Origin of the sequence: Streptomyces sp. NPDC015139 (assembly GCF_043079785.1) — a bacterium.
Lineage (GTDB): Bacteria > Actinomycetota > Actinomycetes > Streptomycetales > Streptomycetaceae > Streptomyces > Streptomyces albidocamelliae.
The window spans coordinates 1-17,082 of sequence record NZ_JBIBUW010000042.1; the positions used below are offsets into that span (position 1 = coordinate 1).

Sequence of the window (17,082 nt, forward strand, 5' to 3'; positions counted from 1 at the left end):
AACCGGCTCAAGCACAACAAAGCCCTGGCCACCCGCTACGACAAACGCGCCCGCCACTACCAGGCACTGGTCACCCTCGCCTGCCTACGACTCTGGCTGCCCTGACTTTGCGGACACGACCTAGGGCTGTGACCGGGAACGTATGCCGGGTTGAGCAGGCTGTGCGGCTGCGATGAGGGAGGGCGGGGGATGACGCGGAGGCCGTTGGTCGATGAGGCTGTGGGGCTACTTGAAGGCGAACTAAGGTCGGCGCAGCGCGCGTTTGCCGACATTGGCACGGAGGACGTATGGCAGGCTTTCCTCCGCTGCGGCTGAAGGCTGTTCGACGTCTCGGATGCGCCTGACGGTGATGGCCTTCTTTTCCGGTACGGCACCCACTCGTTCGACGGTTCTCCGACGTTCACGGTGGACCTGACGCGGCAGTTCGAGGTCTAGACGCCATGGGCAGGCGCTGGTCGCCCGTCCCGTGGAAGCTTTCGGCTCGATACAGGGCCGCGCCCCGGCCGGTGGCGGATGCGGTGCTCACGGCAGTGGTGCTCGGGTCCGGCTCTTCGAGCACCACGACCGCCTCGGCGTGGGGTCGAACCTGGCCGATAACGCCTTCACTCGACTCGACAGGCGCCCCGCCCGGCTCGTGCAATATGGCAAGGACATGACCGATATTGGCCCTGTTCACCGCAGGGGGCGTCCCGCAGCATCCTGTGGTGGCGGTGCGGGAGGCCGATGCCACGGGGCCGCCCGGACCGCTGCCGCCAGGGGGACCGACCGGGGAACCCGGCATTTCACCGAGGGGGAAACATGAGCGTCAGGAAGGCTGTCACCGCGTCCTTATTCTCGGCGGTGCTGCTCGGTGGCGTCCTCGCCGCCGCGCCGGCCGCCCAGGCCCAGACCAGCGGGGAGACGGGGGCGCTCTCCTGCTACGGCAGTGCGAAGTCCTACTCCAAGCCCGCGGGGAACCGCTGGTACCCGCAGGGTGGCCCGTACCTGACGGCGACCACCAACTGCGCCGACATAAACATCAAGCCCAACACGACCACGAGCATCGCGGTGTGCTGGCTGCCCAGCTCCGGCGGCTCGTACTGCCAGGGCTCGTACAAGACCGCCCCGGCGGGCCAGTGGACCGTCGTCGCGACGGACGTCAAGGACGGCACGCACTTCTACTTCGACTTCGGTTCGACGGCGGCGAACACGGGAGTCTGGGCGGCCTGACCACGCTCCAAGCACGTTCACACAGGTGCCTGTGGGGGAGACCGGTGCAACCCGGCCGGGGAGCTCCGGCCTCCCGGTGGTGGAGGCCCGTGTTCGCTCGCGCCTGTCAGCCCGGGCTCCACGATCGACAACCTGTGAGCTGGGAGGCGGGGCCGCGCAGTGAATCAAGGGCGCCACCGAGGTGCCCCTGTCACCAGCGACGGCAGCGCCGGGGACGGTGAAGACCCCGCCGGAGCGGGGTCTTCACTGTGCGGTCAGGCTGGTGACCGTGGCAGGGGTCTTAGGTCACGTCGACGTAGTCGCCGGAGGAGTTGCTGGCACCGGTGGTGGTGTTGCCGCTGTATCTCCAGCGCCAGGTGCCGTCCTGGGAGGCTGTCACGCTGGTTTTCAGGTAGCCGGTACTGCTGGCAGTCACCGTCTTGACCGTGGAGTAGCTGCTGGAACCGGCGGGCTTGAACTGCAATCGGTCCCCTCGGAACCTCACCCGAGAGCCTCCATCAACCCCGAGTCAGAGCGGCTGGCGGGATGTGCCCGCGCGGCCGCCGTCGCGCCGGTCCCCTCCGCCGCCTGGCCCCGCTCGGCGCGCCGGTTCGTGACCGCCGCCCTACGCTCGAGGCATGCAACGCCGCCCGATGCACATGTCTGCCGAGGCCCAGGACGCTCTGCGCACCGCGCTGGAGGAGCTCCGCGCGGAGCTGAAGGTCCCCCTGAGCTTCCCCAAGCGCGTACTCAAAGCGGCCGACAAGGCCGCACGTGAGGCGCGCTTGCCCGACAAGGGCGCTACCCACCTGCCGTTCTTCACGATCGACCCGCCGACCTCGAAGGACCTCGACCAGGCCATGCACCTGGAACGGCGGCCCGGTGGCGGCTACCGCGTGTACTACGCCATCGCGGACGTGGCGACCTTCGTCAGGGCGGGCAGCCCTCTGGACATCGAGGCGCACGACAGAATCGAAACCCTGTACTTCCCCGACCTCAAGGTGCCCCTGCACCCGCCCGTCCTCTCCGAGGGCGCGGCCAGCCTGCTGCCGAACAAGGACCGCCCCGCCCTGTTGTGGCAGCACGACCTCGACGCCCACGGCAATCTGACCGATTCGTCCGTGAGCCGGGCCGTGATCCGAAGTCGGGCCCAGCTCGACTACGCCGGCGCCCAGCAGGCCATCGAGAACGGCACGGCGGAGGAGTCCCTCGCCCTGCTGCGCGAGATCGGCGAGCTGCGGGAGGCCGTCGAAATCGCGCGCGGCGGCATCTCGGTGAATCTGCCGGACCAGGAGGTCACCCTCGAGGACGGATCGTTCCGGCTGCGCTACGTGGCGACGCTGCCGATCGAGGGCTGGAACGAGCAGATCTCCCTCATGACCGGGATGTCCGCGGCCCAGATCATGCTCGACACGGGTACCGGCATCCTGCGGACCCAGAAGGAGCAGGCCGATCAGAACGTGATCAAGCGCCTGCACGACATCGCGAAGGCCCTGGGCATCGTCTGGCGGCCCGGCATCTCGTACGCCACGCTGGGCCGCAAGCTCGATCCCCAGAACCAGCAGCACATGGCCTTCCTCTCCGAGGCCACGAGCACGATGCTCAAGGCGGAGTACACCGTCTTCCGCGACAACCAGAAGCCGGCGTACACGATGCACGCAGCGATCGCGGCCCCGTACGCCCATTGCACGGCTCCGCTGCGGCGCCTGGTCGACCGGTACACCAGTGAGCTGTGCGTGATGGCGTGCGCGGACAAGCCCCCGCCGAACTGGGTGCTCGACGCCCTCTCCTGCATCCCGTGCGACACGGCACGGGGGAAGGGCGGCCTGGCGGACCGGCAGACCGTGGACCTGGTCGAGGCCGCGGTGCTCAAGGACCGCGTGGGCGAGGTGTTCGACGCCGCGGTCATCGACACCGACGCGGAGCGGGGCAGGCCGCGCGAGGGCAAAGTGTTCCTGGCCGACCCCGCCGTGCTGGCCAAGGTCGTCTCGACCAACGGCCTGGACCTCCAGCTCGGATCGAGCATCAGGGCCAGGCTCAAGCAGGCGGACCCCGCCGCGGACGAGGACAAGGTCCTCTTCACCGTGCCCTAAGGGGATTGGGAAGAAGGATCCCGCTCAATCGCCGCTGATGGCTGTGCCGAAAACGCGAGCCGGTACTCCCGGGGACTACGTCGCCCGCCTCCGTGGTAGGCGCCACTGGTGCCGGCGCACGAGTTGCGCCAAGCTGCGGCACATGGATTGGATGTCGCTTCTCTCCACACTGACCGGTGCCGTCATCGGCATCACAGCCACGTTGATCGCCGATCGCAACCGGTGGCGCCGGGAGGAGGGCAGGCACGCGCTGGAAGTACGACGCGAGGTGTACACGGAGTTCGTGTCCGCTCTCAAGGCGGCAGGAGAGGAGATGCGGGCCGTTGCCCTGGGCGATCACAGGTCCGAGTCGGCGCGTGACGCGGCTGTGAGGGAGGCCGTCCGTGACACCGGGCTCTATACAGCCAGCGAGCGCCTCTGGCTCGTGGGCCCGCCGCAGGTTGTAGCGGCGAGTAACGAGGCGTTTCATCGCCTGCGCGCGATACGCGACGCTTACGCTACGGGGACGGCGGTCGGCTCCGCCGAGGAAGCGTCGCTGATAGGAACGCGTCGCACGGCCATGGCTCAGATGCGTCGTCTCATGCGTGAAGACCTGGGTTTCGGGCCCCTTGGCATTGAGTGATCGTCAGCAAGTCTGAGAGGCAGGGTTGCCTGGGCAGCTCCGACAACGAGATCGTGTCAGCACCGCAGTCAACGGTGAGGGGACAGGTGGCCCTGGCTCTGCGGACTGGTGAAATGCGTATCGAAGGCCGGTCGGTGAGAGGACTTGCAAAGGACAGAAGCAGGTTAGCCGTGCTGCGCTGTCGGGACGCGGCTCGCGGCCGCGTCGCCCGGTTGACGGACCGGCTTGAGCTTCTGCGGAGGCCTGCAAGGCTGCTTCGGTGTATGCCGAATGTACGGAAGCCTCTGCGCGCTGTAGCAGGGTCTCCCGGCGACAACTCTCCCGAGTCCTTGGTGCAGCGTGCGGGTATTGGGGGATCGCGTGCAGTGACTTGGGGAGGCGGTGAGGGTGAAGGTTCCGTGCCGGCAGGAGTGAAGGTGCTGATGTCACTCCTGCCGGTTTCCCGGGACGTATCGCTGGGGCGGGCAGCCGGTCACCCGGGCCCACCCTTGCGCCGGATCAGCGGCCGAGCAACTGCTTCAGCTTCTTGCCCTTCGCGGACTCGCTCAGGGTGTCCCACAGCTTGGCCGAACCGGTGTACGTGTACACGCCCGGAGCGCCCTGGGAGGCGCAGCCGTCGCCGTACGAAACGATTCCCGTCTGGTAGACCCCGCGGCGGCCCGGCAGCTTGCGGAACATCGGGCCGCCGCTGTCGCCCTGGCAGGAGTCCTTGCCCTCGACGCCGGCGCAGACGTTGACCTTCTTGTCGTAGTCCGGGTAGGACGCCTTGCACTCGATGTGCGACACGATCGGGACGTCCACCGCGCGTATCCGGTCGGGGTAGTGCGGCACTTCGGTGTCGGTGTTGCCCCAGCCGACAACGGTCGCCTTGGCACCCGGGCGGATGAGAGCATCTGTGCCGGCGGTCGGCAAGTTGACCGGTGCGGTGCCGGTCACGGGCTTGTCCAGCATCAGGAACGCGATGTCGTACGCCTCCTGCCCGCGGGCGTAGCGGGGGTGGACGACGACGTCGGTGACGTTGCGCAGGTGGCCCTGGTTCTTCTTGGACAGCACGGTGCGGCCGACGACCGTCTCGAGCTGCTTGGGCGGGGCGTCGATGACGCAGTGCGCAGCTGTCATGACGATGTTGGGTGCCAGCAGGCTGCCACCGCAGAACTGCCGGTCCTGCGGGTTGCCCCGGCCCTTCGTCAGCAACGCCGCCATGAACGGGTACGAGCCGACGGGCTTCTCGGTGCCGCCGATGATGGGACGGTTCGGGCGGGTGGGGTGCGCTCCTGTCGCCGCGTCGGCTGCCGCGGTGAACGTGCCGAGGAGTCCGACGACCGTGCCGGCTGCGACAGCGGCGGAGGCGATCCGCCGTGACGTGGTTCTGCAGGCGGTGGAAAGACGCATGGGGGGTGTCTCCAATCTCCGAAGTGCCACCACGCCGGAGGCCCCGAGTGCCCCGCCGGACCGGCGACGCGTGGGCTCCATCCGTCGGCGGTGGCCTACCGCCCTGTCAGATACGTTCTTTTCCCGCGAGGTTCCCGCACATGTAGGTGACGGACGGTGGTCCCGGATTCCATCATCGTGGTGCTCGGCGGGCTTCCTCCGGGCACGGCCGGTACGTGACCGGTCAGTGGGAGACGCGGTACCTCCCCGGTTGCACCTCGGTGACGAGTCCGGATCGTGTCAGCCGGTCCAGGTGGCGTACCGCCGTCCGGCGTTCCACCGGTTCCATGTGCGGGGCTTCGACGTGCGGGCGGTAGACCAGCCGGTGGCCGACTATGTCCTCGATCGTGCGCGGTTCGCGGAGGTATGAGAGGAGGACGGCGTCCCGAGTCCGTGCACGTCCTCGAAGGCGTCGAGGCGGCGGTGGAACTCCGGGGCGCCGTCGATCACGCCCTTCTGGTGGGAGGTGCCGTACCAGCGGGCGTCGATCTCAGTGACGGTGCGCAGCAGGCGGCCGTTCCGGACGAGCTGGCGGAGCGGTGGTTCCCTGGTGTCCGCCGGGAGCGATGTGCGCGGCTCGTCCAGCGGACCGGGGCGCAGGGCCCGGGCGTCCTGCTCGTGCCCCTCGGCGCCGCCCTCTTCCCCGACGCAAGCTGGTGGCCTGGCCGTGGCCGCGCTCCTCGTCACGCCCATCGACCTTGCTCCCGCCGTCCTCGTGTACAACCAGTTGCCGGACGGGCAGGCGCGTCCGCCGTCAACGTGACCTGCGCGGGCGCGCTGCTGAGCGTAGTCGCGCACGGCGTCAGCATGGAGCCGGTCGCCCGCTGGTTCGCCCGGCACCCGCGGCGGGACGCGCGGGCCGGGAGGGGCCGCCTACGGGGGACCGGCGCGCGTGACGGGCCCCGCCGGCCCGTGCCGGAAGGCCCCGTCCGTGCGCGAGTCAGCCGCCCAGCGCGGAGGAGAAGATCCCCGGCAGGGCGCTCCAGCGGGGTGCCGAGGCGAAGTCGGCGAGGAGCCGGCCCGTGGTGGCGGCGGTGCGGTTGATGACGAACCACGGCGGCCTGGGAGACATGACCAGCTCTCCGTGGAGTATCGCGCGCGGCGCCGGGCGGAACGGGCCGCGCACCACCGTACGCCCCGGACCGTCCAGGAGCAGCGCGTTGTGTACGACGCCGGTCCCGCTCTGCACGTCGTCGAGGGTGTGGCCGGGGAAGGCGCCCCAGGTGGCCGTGGCCGTCAGACAGCCGAAGCCCGTCGTTTGGCTGGCGGCCGGATGCCGTCTAGGTCCCTGGAGTCGGGTGAGGGGCGGGAACCGGCGGTACGGACCTGCCGAGGCGGCGACAGGCCCGGCAGGGCCGCGCCCCCGGGGCGGGCGGGAAGGGCCTGCCGATCAGTCGGGAAGGGCCTGCTCCGCCCAGATGACCTTGCCCTCGCGGTGGTGCCGGGTGCCCCAGCGCTCGGTGAGCTGGGCGACGAGCAGCAGCCCGCGGCCGCCCTCGTCGAAGGTCCGGGCCCGGCGCAGATGCGGTGCGGTGCTGCTGGAGTCGGAGACCTCGACGGTAAGCATCGACTGGAGGATCAGGCGCAGCCTGACGGGCGGCTTGCCGTACCGGATCGCGTTCGTCACCAGCTCGCTGACCGCGAGCTCCGTGGTGAAGGCGAGCTCCTCCAGGCCCCACGTGGCGAGCCGCTCGGTGGTGAAGGTCCGGGCCCCGGCGACGGCCGCGGGGTCGGACGGGATGTCGAGCGTGGCCACGAGATCCGGGTCGAGCGCACGCGTGCGCGCCACCAGGAGGGCGACGTCGTCCGCGGGACGGTCGGGCGCCAGAGTGTCGAGCAGCCGGTCGCAGATCTGCTCCGGATCCTCCGGCGCTCCGGCGAGAGCGGCGCTCAGTGCGGCGCGCGCGGCATCCACGTCACGGGTACGGCTCTGGATGAGGCCATCGGTGTACAGCGCCAGCAGGCTGCCCTCCTCCAGGGTCACCTGGGCTGTCTCGAAGGGCAGTCCGCCCAGCCCCAGGGGTGGCCCGATCGGCGGCTCGGGCAGGTCGCCCGGGTCAGTGCCCGGAGGGTGTCCGACGATCGGGAGTACGTGCCCCGCGCTCGCCAGCGAGCAGACCCGGGACACCGGGTCGTACACCGCGTACAGGCAGGTGGCGCTGAGCTCAGCGACGCCGTGGCCCTCCTCACGTTGCATCCGGATCAACACGTCGTCGAGGTGGGTGAGGAGTTCGTCGGGCATCAGGTCGATGTCGGCGAAGGCGCGCACCGCCGTACGGAGCCGGCCCATCGTGGCGGCGGCGTGCAGCCCGTGGCCGACGACATCGCCCACGACGAGCGCGACGCGGGCGCCGGACAGCGGGATCACGTCGTACCAGTCGCCGCCCACGCCCGCCCGGGAGCCGCTGGGCAGGTAGCGGGAGGCCACGTGCACCGCCGACTGCTCCGCCGTGTGCCGAGGGAGGAGACTGCGCTGGAGGGTGAGCGCGGTCAGGTGTTCGTGGGTGTACCGGCGTGCGTTGTCGATCGACACCGCCGCCCGGGCGGCGATCTCCTGGCCGAGGTGCAGGTCGTCGTCGTCGAACGGTGTCGTGCCGGGGCCCCGGAGGAACCGGACGAGCCCCAGGACGGTCCCGCGTGCCTGGAGGGGGAGCAGGAGCGCCGAGGGGAAGGCGTCGTCGGCGCCCGCCGTGGCCCGGCCGTCCCGCGTCTCGGCGGTGTACCGGCCGGGCGTGCCCGTGGCCAGCGCGCGGTCGGGCGCGGACCCCGGAGGGAAGTGGTGGATCCCGCCGGTGGGGACCACGAACGACGTTTCCCCGCCCGCGAGTTGGGCGATGCGCCGGAGCGGGAGTCCGGCCCCGGGGCGTAGAGGCGGGCCGTCCTCGCGGAGGGTCGACTCCAGGAGGTCGACGGTGACCGCGTCGGCGAAGTCCTCCGTGCCGACCTCGGCCAGTTCCTCGGCGGTGCGCGCGATGTCGAGGGTGCTGCCGATCCGCCGGCTCGCCTCCGCCGCCAGCGCGAGCCTCCGCCGCAGTCGCCGGTCTCGTTCCTCCTGGTAGGCGCCGACGACCTGCTCCGAGCTGCGGTCGACGTACGCGAACCCCGCCCCGGTGAGCCGGACCGCGGCGGCGTTGAACAGCTCCGCGTCGTCGGTCAGTCGGGGTGCCTCGGCCTGGAGCTGCTCGAGCAGGCTGAGGTGGCCGATCCGGTAGGCGCGGAGCAGCGTGCTGAGCGACAGCCCGCGCCGGGCGAAGGCCCGCGCGAGTTCGAGGGCCTCCGGGGGCGCCGCGGTCTCCGAGGCGTCCGTGCCGTGTTCCAGGACGTCGAGGAAGGCGGTGACGTGGCAGGCCGTCTCGGTCACCGCCATGGCGGCCAGGTCCTCGTGCTCCCACAGCTCCGGGAGCTCCTGGCGGAGCCGGGTGAGCAGCATGTCGACCGAGTGATCCGTCCGCGGCCTGAACTCCCGGGCGAGTCGGCGGAGGAGTTCCACTGCGTCGGTCCCCATACGGAAAGTCTGCGGAGGTGGTGCGGCGGGTGCCACTGGAGGCCATGCCGCCGGGTCCGCCCGGTCCGGGCGGAGGTCCTCGCCCCCGCGGGCCGGGCCGGTCGACGGCCTCCCTCCGCCCGTCGCCAGACTCCCCTCTTCCAGACTCGATGAGAATTCGTCCCCTGTGCCGTCGGCCTCACGCTCGACGTTGCCCTCCACGGCTATCCCGTCGAGTTCCCGCTCAGCTTCTCGTCGCGCGTCCCCGCCTCCTGCGCCTTCCCCGTCCTGGTCCTCAGCTTCTTCTGGGACGGCTTTGACCGCGGACTCTCGCTGGGATCGGCAGCAGGAGGGCGCGCGCGGCGGCCGGGGCGGAGCCCGTACGGGTCTGAGGAGGGTCCGACCGCCGTCCGCGCGGGACGCCTCCGCACGCGCGGACACCCTTCCGGAGGCCGGGCGGGCCGCCGGAAGGGCGCGGTCGCGCGACGGGGATGCTCAGGGGGTGAGCACCAGGCGGATCGGGTCGCCGACCTTTTTCTCCAGGCGGGCGACCGCCTCCGCCGCGTCGGCCAGCGGCACGTGGGCCGTGATGGACGGGGCCAGGTCGATGCGCCCGGCCGCGGCCAGCCCGACGAGCTGTTCCACGTGCTCGGGCTCGGAGCCGTAGTGGCCGCGGACCTGGTTGACGTTGAAGCAGAATCCGATGCTGTCGGCGATCGTGACCGGCTCCGGGGTGAGTCCGGCCAGGACGAGCGAACCGAACGGGCCGAGGACCGACGCGGCCTGGGCGCGGGCGGCGCCCACGCCCGCGAAGTCGAGGGCGACGTCGAGGCCGCGCCCGGCCGTCGCCTCCCGCACCGACTCCGCGAAGTCCGGGGCGAGCGGGTCGAGGGCGACGTCCGCGCCGAAGACCAGGGCCCGCTCGCGGGCCGACGGCAGCGGGTCGATCGCGAGGATCGGCGCCGCGCCGACCATCCGGGCCAGCCGCACGGCGTGGGCGCCGAGGCCGCCCGCGCCCCAGATGCCGAGCGACTGGGCGGGGCGGACCGCGGCGGTGCCCACGATCGCGGCGTACGGGGTGGAGACCGCGTCGGGGATGATCGCGGCCTGGTCGAAGGGCAGGTCGTCCGGGATGGGCAGGAGGGTCTCCTCGCGGGCGATCGTGTACTGCGCCCAGCCGCCGTCGTAGTCCAGGCCGCGGGTGAGCGGCCGGTGGCACATCATGCGGCGCAGGCAGCCGGGGCAGTCGCCGCAGGCCTCGCCGGCCTGGAGGACCACGCGCTGCCCGGGGGTCCAGTCGCCCTTCACGTCCGGGCCGAGGGTGTGGACGACACCGGCGACCTCGTGGCCGAGGGTGACGGCGCCCGCCTTCGTGACCGCGTCGACCGGGAAGAAGGGACTGAGGCTGCCGTCGATCAGGTGGACGTCCGACAGGCAGACGCCCGCCGCCCGCACCTCGACGAGGACCTCGCCCGGGCCGGGCACCGGCACGGGGACCTCTTCCACCGCGAAGGAGCGGGTGTCCAGACGGAGCCGTCCGGCGAGCATCGTGCTGCTCATGGTGGGACCTCGGTTTCTCTCAGCTCAATATGTTCGACTGAACAAGTCACCCAACCGTGTCGATGGACCGGGTCGGATGTCAAGCGGGAGCGGACCTACGTTCTCGCTCGCGATTTAGTTCCGTCGCATGCTCGTGTCGAGCAACACAGTCGGCCGACATGATCGGGTGACAATGTCGTCTGTATGGTGGATGCCAAGCGACTGCTGGTGTGCGACGAAAGGCACGTTCATGACTCAGATGTCCGTTGGCAGGGCCCGGGCGATCCCCGAGCGCCCCGCGCTGCCCCTGATCGGACACGCCCTCACCTTCCCCGGGGGCGCCGACGGGCTCGCCCACCTCATGAAGGAGGTCAGGGAGTTCGGGCCGATCTACCGCGTCCGCCTCTTCGGGACCGAGACCGTCGTCGTAGGCGGGCTGGACCTGGTGACCGAACTGTCCGACGAGACCCGCTTCCGCAAGAATGTGCACGGGGACCTCGTCGAGGTCCGCCAGATCGCCGGCGACGGCCTGTTCACCGCCTTCAACCACGAGCCGAACTGGCGCAAGGCCCACGACATCCTGATGCCGGCCTTCTCGCTGGGGGCGATGCGCGGCTACCACGGCACCATGCTCAAGGTGGCCCGTTCGCTCATCGGCAAGTGGGACAGGATCGCCGGAGTGCAGTCCGTCGACGTCCCCGACGACATGACCCGGCTGACATTCGACACCATCGGCTTCTGCGGCTTCGGCTACGACTTCGAGTCCTTCCGCCGCAACGACCTCCACCCCTTCGTCGAGGCGATGGCCCGCGCCCTCGGCTTCACCCAGGAGAAGAGCGAGTCCATCCCGGGCACCGAGATCTTCAAGCGCAAGCAGGTCGAGCGCTTCCGCAAGGACGCCCAGTTGATGACCGACCTCGTCGACGACGTCATCCGGCAGCGCCGGGCGTCCGGCGACAGCAGCACCGACGACCTCCTCGGCATGATGCTGCACACCAAGGACCCGGCGACCGGCCAGCCCCTGGACGACGTCAACATCCGCCACCAGGTGATCACCTTCCTGATCGCCGGCCACGAGACCACCAGCGGCGCCCTCTCCTTCGCGCTCTACTACCTGACCAAGCACCCCGAGGTGCTCAAGCGGGCTCAGGCCGAGGTCGACGCCCTCTGGGGCGACACCGACATGCCCGATCCCGACTACGCCGAGATCGGCAAGCTCAGCTACATCCGCCAGGTCCTCAACGAAAGCCTGCGGCTGTGGCCCACCGCGCCCGGCTTCGCCGTCGAGCCCATCGAGGACACCGTCATCGGCGGCAAGTACGCCGTCCGCAAGGGCGAGTCGCTGATGGTGATCACCCCCGCCCTGCACCGCGACCCGGCCTGGGGCGAGAACGTCGAGCTGTTCGATCCCGAGCGCTTCTCACCCGAGCGCGAGGAAGCCCGCTCCGTCCACCTCTTCAAGCCCTTCGGCAACGGTGAACGCGCCTGCATCGGCCGCCAGTTCGCCCTGCACGAAGCCACGCTGCTGCTCGGCCTCCTCGTCCACCGCTACCGCCTGGTCGACCACACCGACTACCAGCTGAAGATCAAGTCCTCCCTCACCATCAAGCCCGACGGCTTCACCCTCCGCCTGGCCCGCCGCACCAGCGACGAACGCAGGATGCCCGCCGTCGCCACGACCACGACCGCAGGCGGCCGGGACGCGGCCACCGTCCGGCGCGCCACCGGCACCGCACTCACCCTGCTGCACGGCTCCAACCTCGGTACCTGCGCCGGTATCGCCCGCGACCTGGGCACCGACGGGGAGGACCACGGCTTCACCCCGTCCGTCGCCTCCCTGGACGATCGCGCCGGGAAGCTGGCCGGCACCGAGGGCCCCCTCGTCATCGTCACCGCCTCCTACAACGGCCGCCCCACCGACGACGCCGCCGAGTTCGTCGCCTGGCTGGAGACCCTGGAGCCCGGCTCCCTCGAAGGACTCCGGTACGCCGTGCTCGGCGTCGGCGACCGCAACTGGGCCGCCACCTACCAGCGGATCCCCACCCTGATCGACGAGCGCCTGGCGGCCGCCGGTGCCACGCCGCTCCTGGAGCGCGGCGCAGCCGACGCCTCCGGCGACTTCGCCGGCACGGTCGACCGGTGGACCGCCGACCTGTGGGCCGCGCTGCTCGACACCTACGGCGAGGCCGTCGACGGAGCCGCCCCCGCCGCCGAACCCACCGACGAAGGCCAGGGCCTGTACGAACTGGAGGACACCTCCGAGTCGGTGATCGGCGGCCTCGCCGACCGCCACGGCGTCCAGCCGATGGAGGTCCTCGAAGCGTACGAACTCGTCGACACCGACCACGAACTCGGCCGCTCCAAGCGCTTCCTGAAGCTCCGTCTGCCGGAGGGCGTCACCTACCGCACCGCCGACCACCTCGCCATCCTGCCGGGCAACCCCGACGCCCTCGTCCAGCGGGTCGCCGCCCGCTTCGCCCTCGACCTGGACCGCACCGTCCGGCTGCGCGCCCGCCGCCGGAGCCGGGGCGCCCTGCCCATCGACCGGCCGCTGACCCTGCGCCGCCTGCTCACCGACTTCGTCGAACTCCAGGACGCGGCCACCCAGGAGCAGGTCGCTGTGCTCGCCGAGCACACCGGCTGCCCGCCGGAGAAGCAGCCACTCGCCGAACTCGCCGCCGCCGATGCCGACACCTTCCGCGAGCGGGTGACCTCCGCCGGACGCAGCCTCCTCGACCTCCTGGAGCAGTACCGCGCCTGCGAACTGCCCTTCGAGACCTTCCTGGAGCTGCTGCCGGTGTTGCGCCCCCGGCACTACTCGGTCTCCTCCTCCGCCGCGGCCTCGCCCGGCGAGGTGGACCTCATGATCTCGCTGCTCGCCGCGCCCCACCGCGGGGGAGAGGGCACCTTCCGCGGCATCGCCTCGCACTACGCGCAGACGATCCGGGCCGGCGACATGGTCCAGGCGCGGGTGCTGCCGTGCAGCGATTCCTTCCGCCTCCCCGCGGACCCCTCCGTACCGGTGATCCTGATCAGCGCCGGCACCGGCCTCGCGCCCTTCCGCGGCGCCGTCCTCGACCGGCACCACACCGGCTCGACCGGCACCCTGCTCTGCTACTTCGGCTGTGACCACCCGGACGTGGACTACCTCCACCGGGACGAGTTCGAGGCGGCCGAGGCAGCCGGCGCCGTCAGCATGCGCCCCACCTTCATGCACGCGCCCGTCGACGGTGCCCGCTTCGTCCAGGAGCGCATCGCCCGGGAAGCCGACGAGGTCTGGGCCGTGTTGGAGGCCGGCGGCAAGGTCTACATCTGCGGTGACGGGCGGCGGATGGCGCCGGCGGTGCGCGAGGCGTTCATGGCGACATACCGCGAGCGGACCGGCGCGGACGAGGGAGCGGCGGCCGCCTGGCTGATCAGCCTCGTCGAGTCCGGTCGCTATGTCGAGGACGTCTGGGCCGGTTGACCGGCTCCTCGGAGAGCTGCTGATCGGCTCCTCGGAGAGCTACGGCCACGAACGCGCGGACGCCCGTGGCCGTCAGCCGGTCGGGACGTCCGCGAGTTCGAGCCTGCCGCCGGCCAGTGCAACGGTCGCAGCGATCAAGGCCCGCAGGCCCGTGTCGTCCGTAGGCTCCTCCGGGGCGTAGAGACGTTGCGTCGTCAGGCCGTCGAAGCCCGAGAGGAAGAACCGGGCGACCAGGCCGGCAGGCTGGGCGAGGACATACCCGGTGCGGGACGCGGTCTCGGTGAAGATGCGCTCCGTGACCTCGTTGACCTGCCGGTAGTGGGCCGTACGGGCTTCGAAGAGACCAGGAGTGCGCAGGGCCAGCATGGCCAGCTCCGTCAGCAGCTGATAACCGCTCGCCTCCTCCTCGACCGTGCGCCACAGAGCGCCGGCCATCGCGGCGATCGTCTCCTCGAAGCCCGCGTCCTGCGGAGCCGCCCGCGCGACCTGCGCGATCAGGTCACCAGTGAGCTGCTCCATGACCGCCCGGTAGAGGTCCTCCTTCGTGCCGAAGGTGTAATGGACCGTCGCCTGGGCGACACCCAGTTCCGCGGCGATGGCACGCGTACTGCCCGCGGTCACACCCTCCCTCGTCATGAGGGCGATGGCCGCCTTGATCAGCTGGGGTCGGCGCTCGGCCGCGGAAACATGAGCCATGCGTTCGACTATACCGACTTAGTCACTGGACCAAGTCGTTCGTGGCGGCACCGCGCCGGACCGCGCCGCCGGGGAGCCTCCTCTCCCGGTACGGCGCGCCTGACGCTCGGCACCGCCCCGTGCAGATAAGGGCGCCGGGTCCGCTCCTGCGGGGCGGCGCACGCGAGGAAACATGGACGCAAGACACCTACACCACCTGCAAGCCGTGGCCCCCGCAGGCCGTCTCCGCCCATCAGCCACCGGAGCTCCGGAATGACCAGCTGCCTACTCCTGCTCTGCGCTATCGGCCTGGCTGCCGCCGTGCCGGTCGCTCGGGCGCTGAACCGGGCGACCTGGCCGGAGCAGAGCCCCGTGCTCGGCCTGTGGGTGTGGCAGTGCCTGGTCGCCACCGCCCTGCTGAGCTGCCTGACCGCGCTGGTACTGGGCATGGCCGCCATCTTCCGTACCGTCCGCGACCACCTCTTCGGCTCCGCGCCACCCGGTGTCGTCGCCGCCTACCAGCTGTCCTCCGCCCCCGCCTGGGCCACGGCCCTCATCCTGCTGATGGCGGCAGGAGCCGCTTGGAGCGCGGCCGTGCTGGTCGGGCAGCTCAGGGCGGTCTGCCGGGCCCGGACTGCGGCCCGGGCACGAATGCGGGAGCGGGCGCCCGAGCTCCCCGCCGGCCTTCCAGCGAGCCGCGGCCCCCTGCTGGTCCTGGAGGAGGAGTACCCGGACGCCTGGTGGATGCCCGGCAGCCCGTCCCGGCTCATCGTCACCACTGAGGCGCTGCGCCGGCTGACCGACCGCCAACTGGACGCCGTCCTCACGCACGAGCGCGGTCATGCCCGTGCCCGCCACGACTGGCTGCGGCATCTGTCCGCTGCCCTGGCGGGCGGCTTCCCCAAGGTGCCGCTCTTCACCCATTTCTGTGAACAGACCCATCGGCTGGTTGAGCTGGCCGCCGACGACACCGCCGCGCGGCAGTGCGGGCATGTCACCACCGCGCTGGCCCTCATCGAGCTGAACCAGCACCGAGGGGCCCTCTCCCGCGCATCCAGCCGCCGCCTGCTCAAAGACCGGGTGAACCGTCTTCTGAAGCCCCTGCCGACGCTCAAGCCACTACAACGCACCCGCATCGCCACCGTGGCGGCACTGGCCCCACTGCTGCCGCTGCTCATCACCTTCGCGCCGGGAATCGACGCGCTGGACTGACCGGCCAACCCGTACGGGCGCCCGGGACGCACTCGGCCAAGGGCGCAGCGCCAGGCTGATGAGGCAGGACGGATCAACACCCCTTCAGGAGAAGGCCGTAGACAGGAAACGAAGACCACGTGTGCTCGGTGCGGCCCCGCGCGCTACGGGTGCTGCTACCACGCGACCACCCCGGCACCGCCACCAGCGCCCCCGGTCGACTGAGGGCAACTGCTCGCCCTCGCGCGCGGTCCCGCCGAGCACAAGGCTTCAGGCGAGCGCCGTACCTGACCGCAACACCGTCCCTGCGGTCCCCGGTGACGTCCGCGCCTTGCTGCGACGCTGCGCGAGCCCCCTCGGGCCTGTCCATTTGACCGGCATACGGCGCTGGCCGGGGCACGTGAGCCGAGCGGGCCGGCTCTCAGAGATCGAGGTAGTCGCCGAGGTCGGCGTAGTCGACCTGCCACAGGCCAGGAGAGCCCGTCGGGTACTGGGAGCGGAACCCGAGCATGCGCTGGACACGCGGCGAGAGCGTCCTGGCGACCTCCATGTCCACCAGGAAGGGGTACGCCTCCTCGCCGGTGAGGAAGCCCGGATTGAGGGCGAAGGCCACAGCCCGCCGGTACTCGTCGCTGGTCTGGTTCGCGCCACCACCGTGCGCGGTCTTGCCGCTGAACAGAAGGGCGTCTCCGGCGTTCATGGTCGCGGGAATCGTCTGTTCAGGAGTCCCGCGGTCCTCGAAGTCGCTCCAGTGGTTGCTCCCCGGGATGACTCGGGTGGCGCCGTTCTCCTCCGTGAAGTCGGTCAGGGCGATGAGGAAGTTGAGAGTGACTTCCGGTCCGTTGGGCCCCATCCCGATGAACGGGAACCAGTTCTCCAGGTCCCGGTGCAGCATCTGGGCCTGGCTGTGGGGACCGATCTCGATCACCTGGGCTGTGGTCATCCAGTATGTGCCCGACTCCGGGAGGAAGATCTGGTCGCAGATCTCGTGGACCAGGGAGTGTTCGAGGATCTCATTGCGGAACGTGGCGCTGTGCGTGACCAGGTTCGTGAGTCGCTTGGTGTTGTTCCCGTGGAACGCGGCCACCATTTCGTTCTCGTGGGTCGAGCCCGGGCGAAGCGCCTGCAGCGGTGGCTCGATCTCGGCGTTGAAGCGGTTCATCTGCTCCGTCGTCAGGAAGCTCTTGACGATGACGCCTCCGTCGCGGGTCAGAAGCTTGAGAATCTCCTTCGTCGGCGTGTCAGTCGCCACCGACGAAAGGGTCTGGGGCTGCTTCTGTGCTGTCATGTGAACTCTCGAGGTTGTCAATTCCTTTGTGTATGTAGAGGTGTGTGGTCTTGCTGATCGGGTCGTGTGGTTGGTTACTTGCGGTGATCTTGGTGGGGGCTAGAG

Annotated in this window: 12 protein-coding genes and 2 pseudogenes; 6 read left to right on the top strand and 8 right to left on the bottom strand. The window is 70.6% G+C overall.

Annotated features, from left to right (window positions below):
* Both ACF08B_RS40825 and ACF08B_RS40830 read left to right on the top strand, forming a co-directional pair.
* Nucleotides 1-105 (top strand): annotated as a pseudogene (locus ACF08B_RS40825) (IS5/IS1182 family transposase); the annotation flags it as partial.
* A 693-nt stretch (nt 106-798) separates the two neighbouring features.
* On the top strand, nt 799-1,209 hold the full coding sequence (locus tag ACF08B_RS40830) for a hypothetical protein (RefSeq protein WP_392322103.1): 411 nt from the start codon (nt 799-801) through the stop codon (nt 1,207-1,209).
* Nucleotides 1,210-1,489: 280 nt separating this feature from the next.
* On the opposite strand, the pseudogene ACF08B_RS40835 reads toward ACF08B_RS40830, so the two are convergent.
* A pseudogene (locus ACF08B_RS40835) lies at nt 1,490-1,672 on the bottom strand (hypothetical protein); the annotation flags it as partial.
* Nucleotides 1,673-1,826: 154 nt separating this feature from the next.
* Between ACF08B_RS40835 and ACF08B_RS40840 the strand changes: the two are divergent.
* Both ACF08B_RS40840 and ACF08B_RS40845 read left to right on the top strand, forming a co-directional pair.
* Nucleotides 1,827-3,281, top strand: a complete 1,455-nt coding sequence (locus ACF08B_RS40840) for an RNB domain-containing ribonuclease (protein ID WP_392322104.1) — start codon at nt 1,827-1,829, stop codon at nt 3,279-3,281.
* 151 nt (nt 3,282-3,432) lie between these two features.
* The gene (locus tag ACF08B_RS40845; RefSeq protein WP_392322105.1) at nt 3,433-3,903 is read left to right on the top strand and encodes a hypothetical protein; all 471 of its coding nucleotides are present in this window, start codon (nt 3,433-3,435) and stop codon (nt 3,901-3,903) included.
* Between the two features lie 498 nt (nt 3,904-4,401).
* On the opposite strand, the gene ACF08B_RS40850 is transcribed toward ACF08B_RS40845, so the two are convergent.
* The 5 genes from ACF08B_RS40850 to ACF08B_RS40870 form a co-directional block, all read right to left on the bottom strand.
* Complete coding sequence (locus ACF08B_RS40850; protein WP_392322106.1) at nt 4,402-5,295, bottom strand: S1 family peptidase; 894 nt, start codon at nt 5,293-5,295, stop codon at nt 4,402-4,404.
* 372 nt (nt 5,296-5,667) lie between these two features.
* Entirely contained in the window at nt 5,668-6,027 is a 360-nt protein-coding gene (locus tag ACF08B_RS40855) for a hypothetical protein (RefSeq protein ID WP_392322107.1), read from the bottom strand.
* Between the two features lie 247 nt (nt 6,028-6,274).
* Nucleotides 6,275-6,523 carry a hypothetical protein gene (locus tag ACF08B_RS40860; RefSeq protein ID WP_392322108.1) on the bottom strand — a complete coding sequence of 83 codons (249 nt, stop codon included), beginning with the start codon at nt 6,521-6,523 and terminating at the stop codon, nt 6,275-6,277.
* A gap of 201 nt (nt 6,524-6,724) precedes the next feature.
* The gene (locus tag ACF08B_RS40865) at nt 6,725-8,839 is read right to left on the bottom strand and encodes a SpoIIE family protein phosphatase (protein ID WP_392322109.1); all 2,115 of its coding nucleotides are present in this window, start codon (nt 8,837-8,839) and stop codon (nt 6,725-6,727) included.
* A 474-nt stretch (nt 8,840-9,313) separates the two neighbouring features.
* Nucleotides 9,314-10,378, bottom strand: a complete 1,065-nt coding sequence (locus ACF08B_RS40870) for a zinc-binding dehydrogenase (RefSeq protein WP_392322110.1) — start codon at nt 10,376-10,378, stop codon at nt 9,314-9,316.
* Nucleotides 10,379-10,607: 229 nt separating this feature from the next.
* On the opposite strand from ACF08B_RS40870, the gene ACF08B_RS40875 reads away from it, so the two are divergent.
* A complete protein-coding gene (locus ACF08B_RS40875) occupies nt 10,608-13,823 on the top strand; it encodes a cytochrome P450 (RefSeq protein WP_392322111.1) in 3,216 nt (1,071 codons plus the stop codon).
* A gap of 72 nt (nt 13,824-13,895) precedes the next feature.
* Here ACF08B_RS40875 and ACF08B_RS40880 read toward each other — a convergent pair whose 3' ends face one another.
* Nucleotides 13,896-14,519, bottom strand: coding sequence for a TetR/AcrR family transcriptional regulator (locus tag ACF08B_RS40880; RefSeq protein ID WP_392322112.1), 624 nt, complete (start codon nt 14,517-14,519; stop codon nt 13,896-13,898).
* Nucleotides 14,520-14,771: 252 nt separating this feature from the next.
* On the opposite strand from ACF08B_RS40880, the gene ACF08B_RS40885 reads away from it, so the two are divergent.
* Nucleotides 14,772-15,710 (top strand): M56 family metallopeptidase, encoded by a 939-nt coding sequence (locus tag ACF08B_RS40885; protein WP_392322113.1) that lies wholly within the window; start codon nt 14,772-14,774, stop codon nt 15,708-15,710.
* Nucleotides 15,711-16,110: 400 nt separating this feature from the next.
* Here ACF08B_RS40885 and ACF08B_RS40890 read toward each other — a convergent pair whose 3' ends face one another.
* Nucleotides 16,111-16,941, bottom strand: a complete 831-nt coding sequence (locus ACF08B_RS40890) for a phytanoyl-CoA dioxygenase family protein (protein WP_392322114.1) — start codon at nt 16,939-16,941, stop codon at nt 16,111-16,113.
* Between the last annotated feature and the right edge of the window lie 141 nt (nt 16,942-17,082).

Excerpts from the sequence above, each read along its gene's own strand:
- ACF08B_RS40830 (WP_392322103.1), top strand. The coding sequence starts at position 799 with ATGAGCGTCAGGAAGGCTGTCACCGCGTCCTTATTCTCGGCGGTGCTG.
- ACF08B_RS40840 (WP_392322104.1), top strand. The coding sequence starts at position 1,827 with ATGCAACGCCGCCCGATGCACATGTCTGCCGAGGCCCAGGACGCTCTG.
- ACF08B_RS40845 (WP_392322105.1), top strand. The coding sequence starts at position 3,433 with ATGTCGCTTCTCTCCACACTGACCGGTGCCGTCATCGGCATCACAGCC.
- ACF08B_RS40850 (WP_392322106.1), bottom strand. The coding sequence starts at position 5,295 with ATGCGTCTTTCCACCGCCTGCAGAACCACGTCACGGCGGATCGCCTCC.
- ACF08B_RS40855 (WP_392322107.1), bottom strand. The coding sequence starts at position 6,027 with ATGGGCGTGACGAGGAGCGCGGCCACGGCCAGGCCACCAGCTTGCGTC.
- ACF08B_RS40865 (WP_392322109.1), bottom strand. The coding sequence starts at position 8,839 with ATGGGGACCGACGCAGTGGAACTCCTCCGCCGACTCGCCCGGGAGTTC.
- ACF08B_RS40870 (WP_392322110.1), bottom strand. The coding sequence starts at position 10,378 with ATGAGCAGCACGATGCTCGCCGGACGGCTCCGTCTGGACACCCGCTCC.
- ACF08B_RS40875 (WP_392322111.1), top strand. The coding sequence starts at position 10,608 with ATGACTCAGATGTCCGTTGGCAGGGCCCGGGCGATCCCCGAGCGCCCC.
- ACF08B_RS40880 (WP_392322112.1), bottom strand. The coding sequence starts at position 14,519 with ATGGCTCATGTTTCCGCGGCCGAGCGCCGACCCCAGCTGATCAAGGCG.
- ACF08B_RS40885 (WP_392322113.1), top strand. The coding sequence starts at position 14,772 with ATGACCAGCTGCCTACTCCTGCTCTGCGCTATCGGCCTGGCTGCCGCC.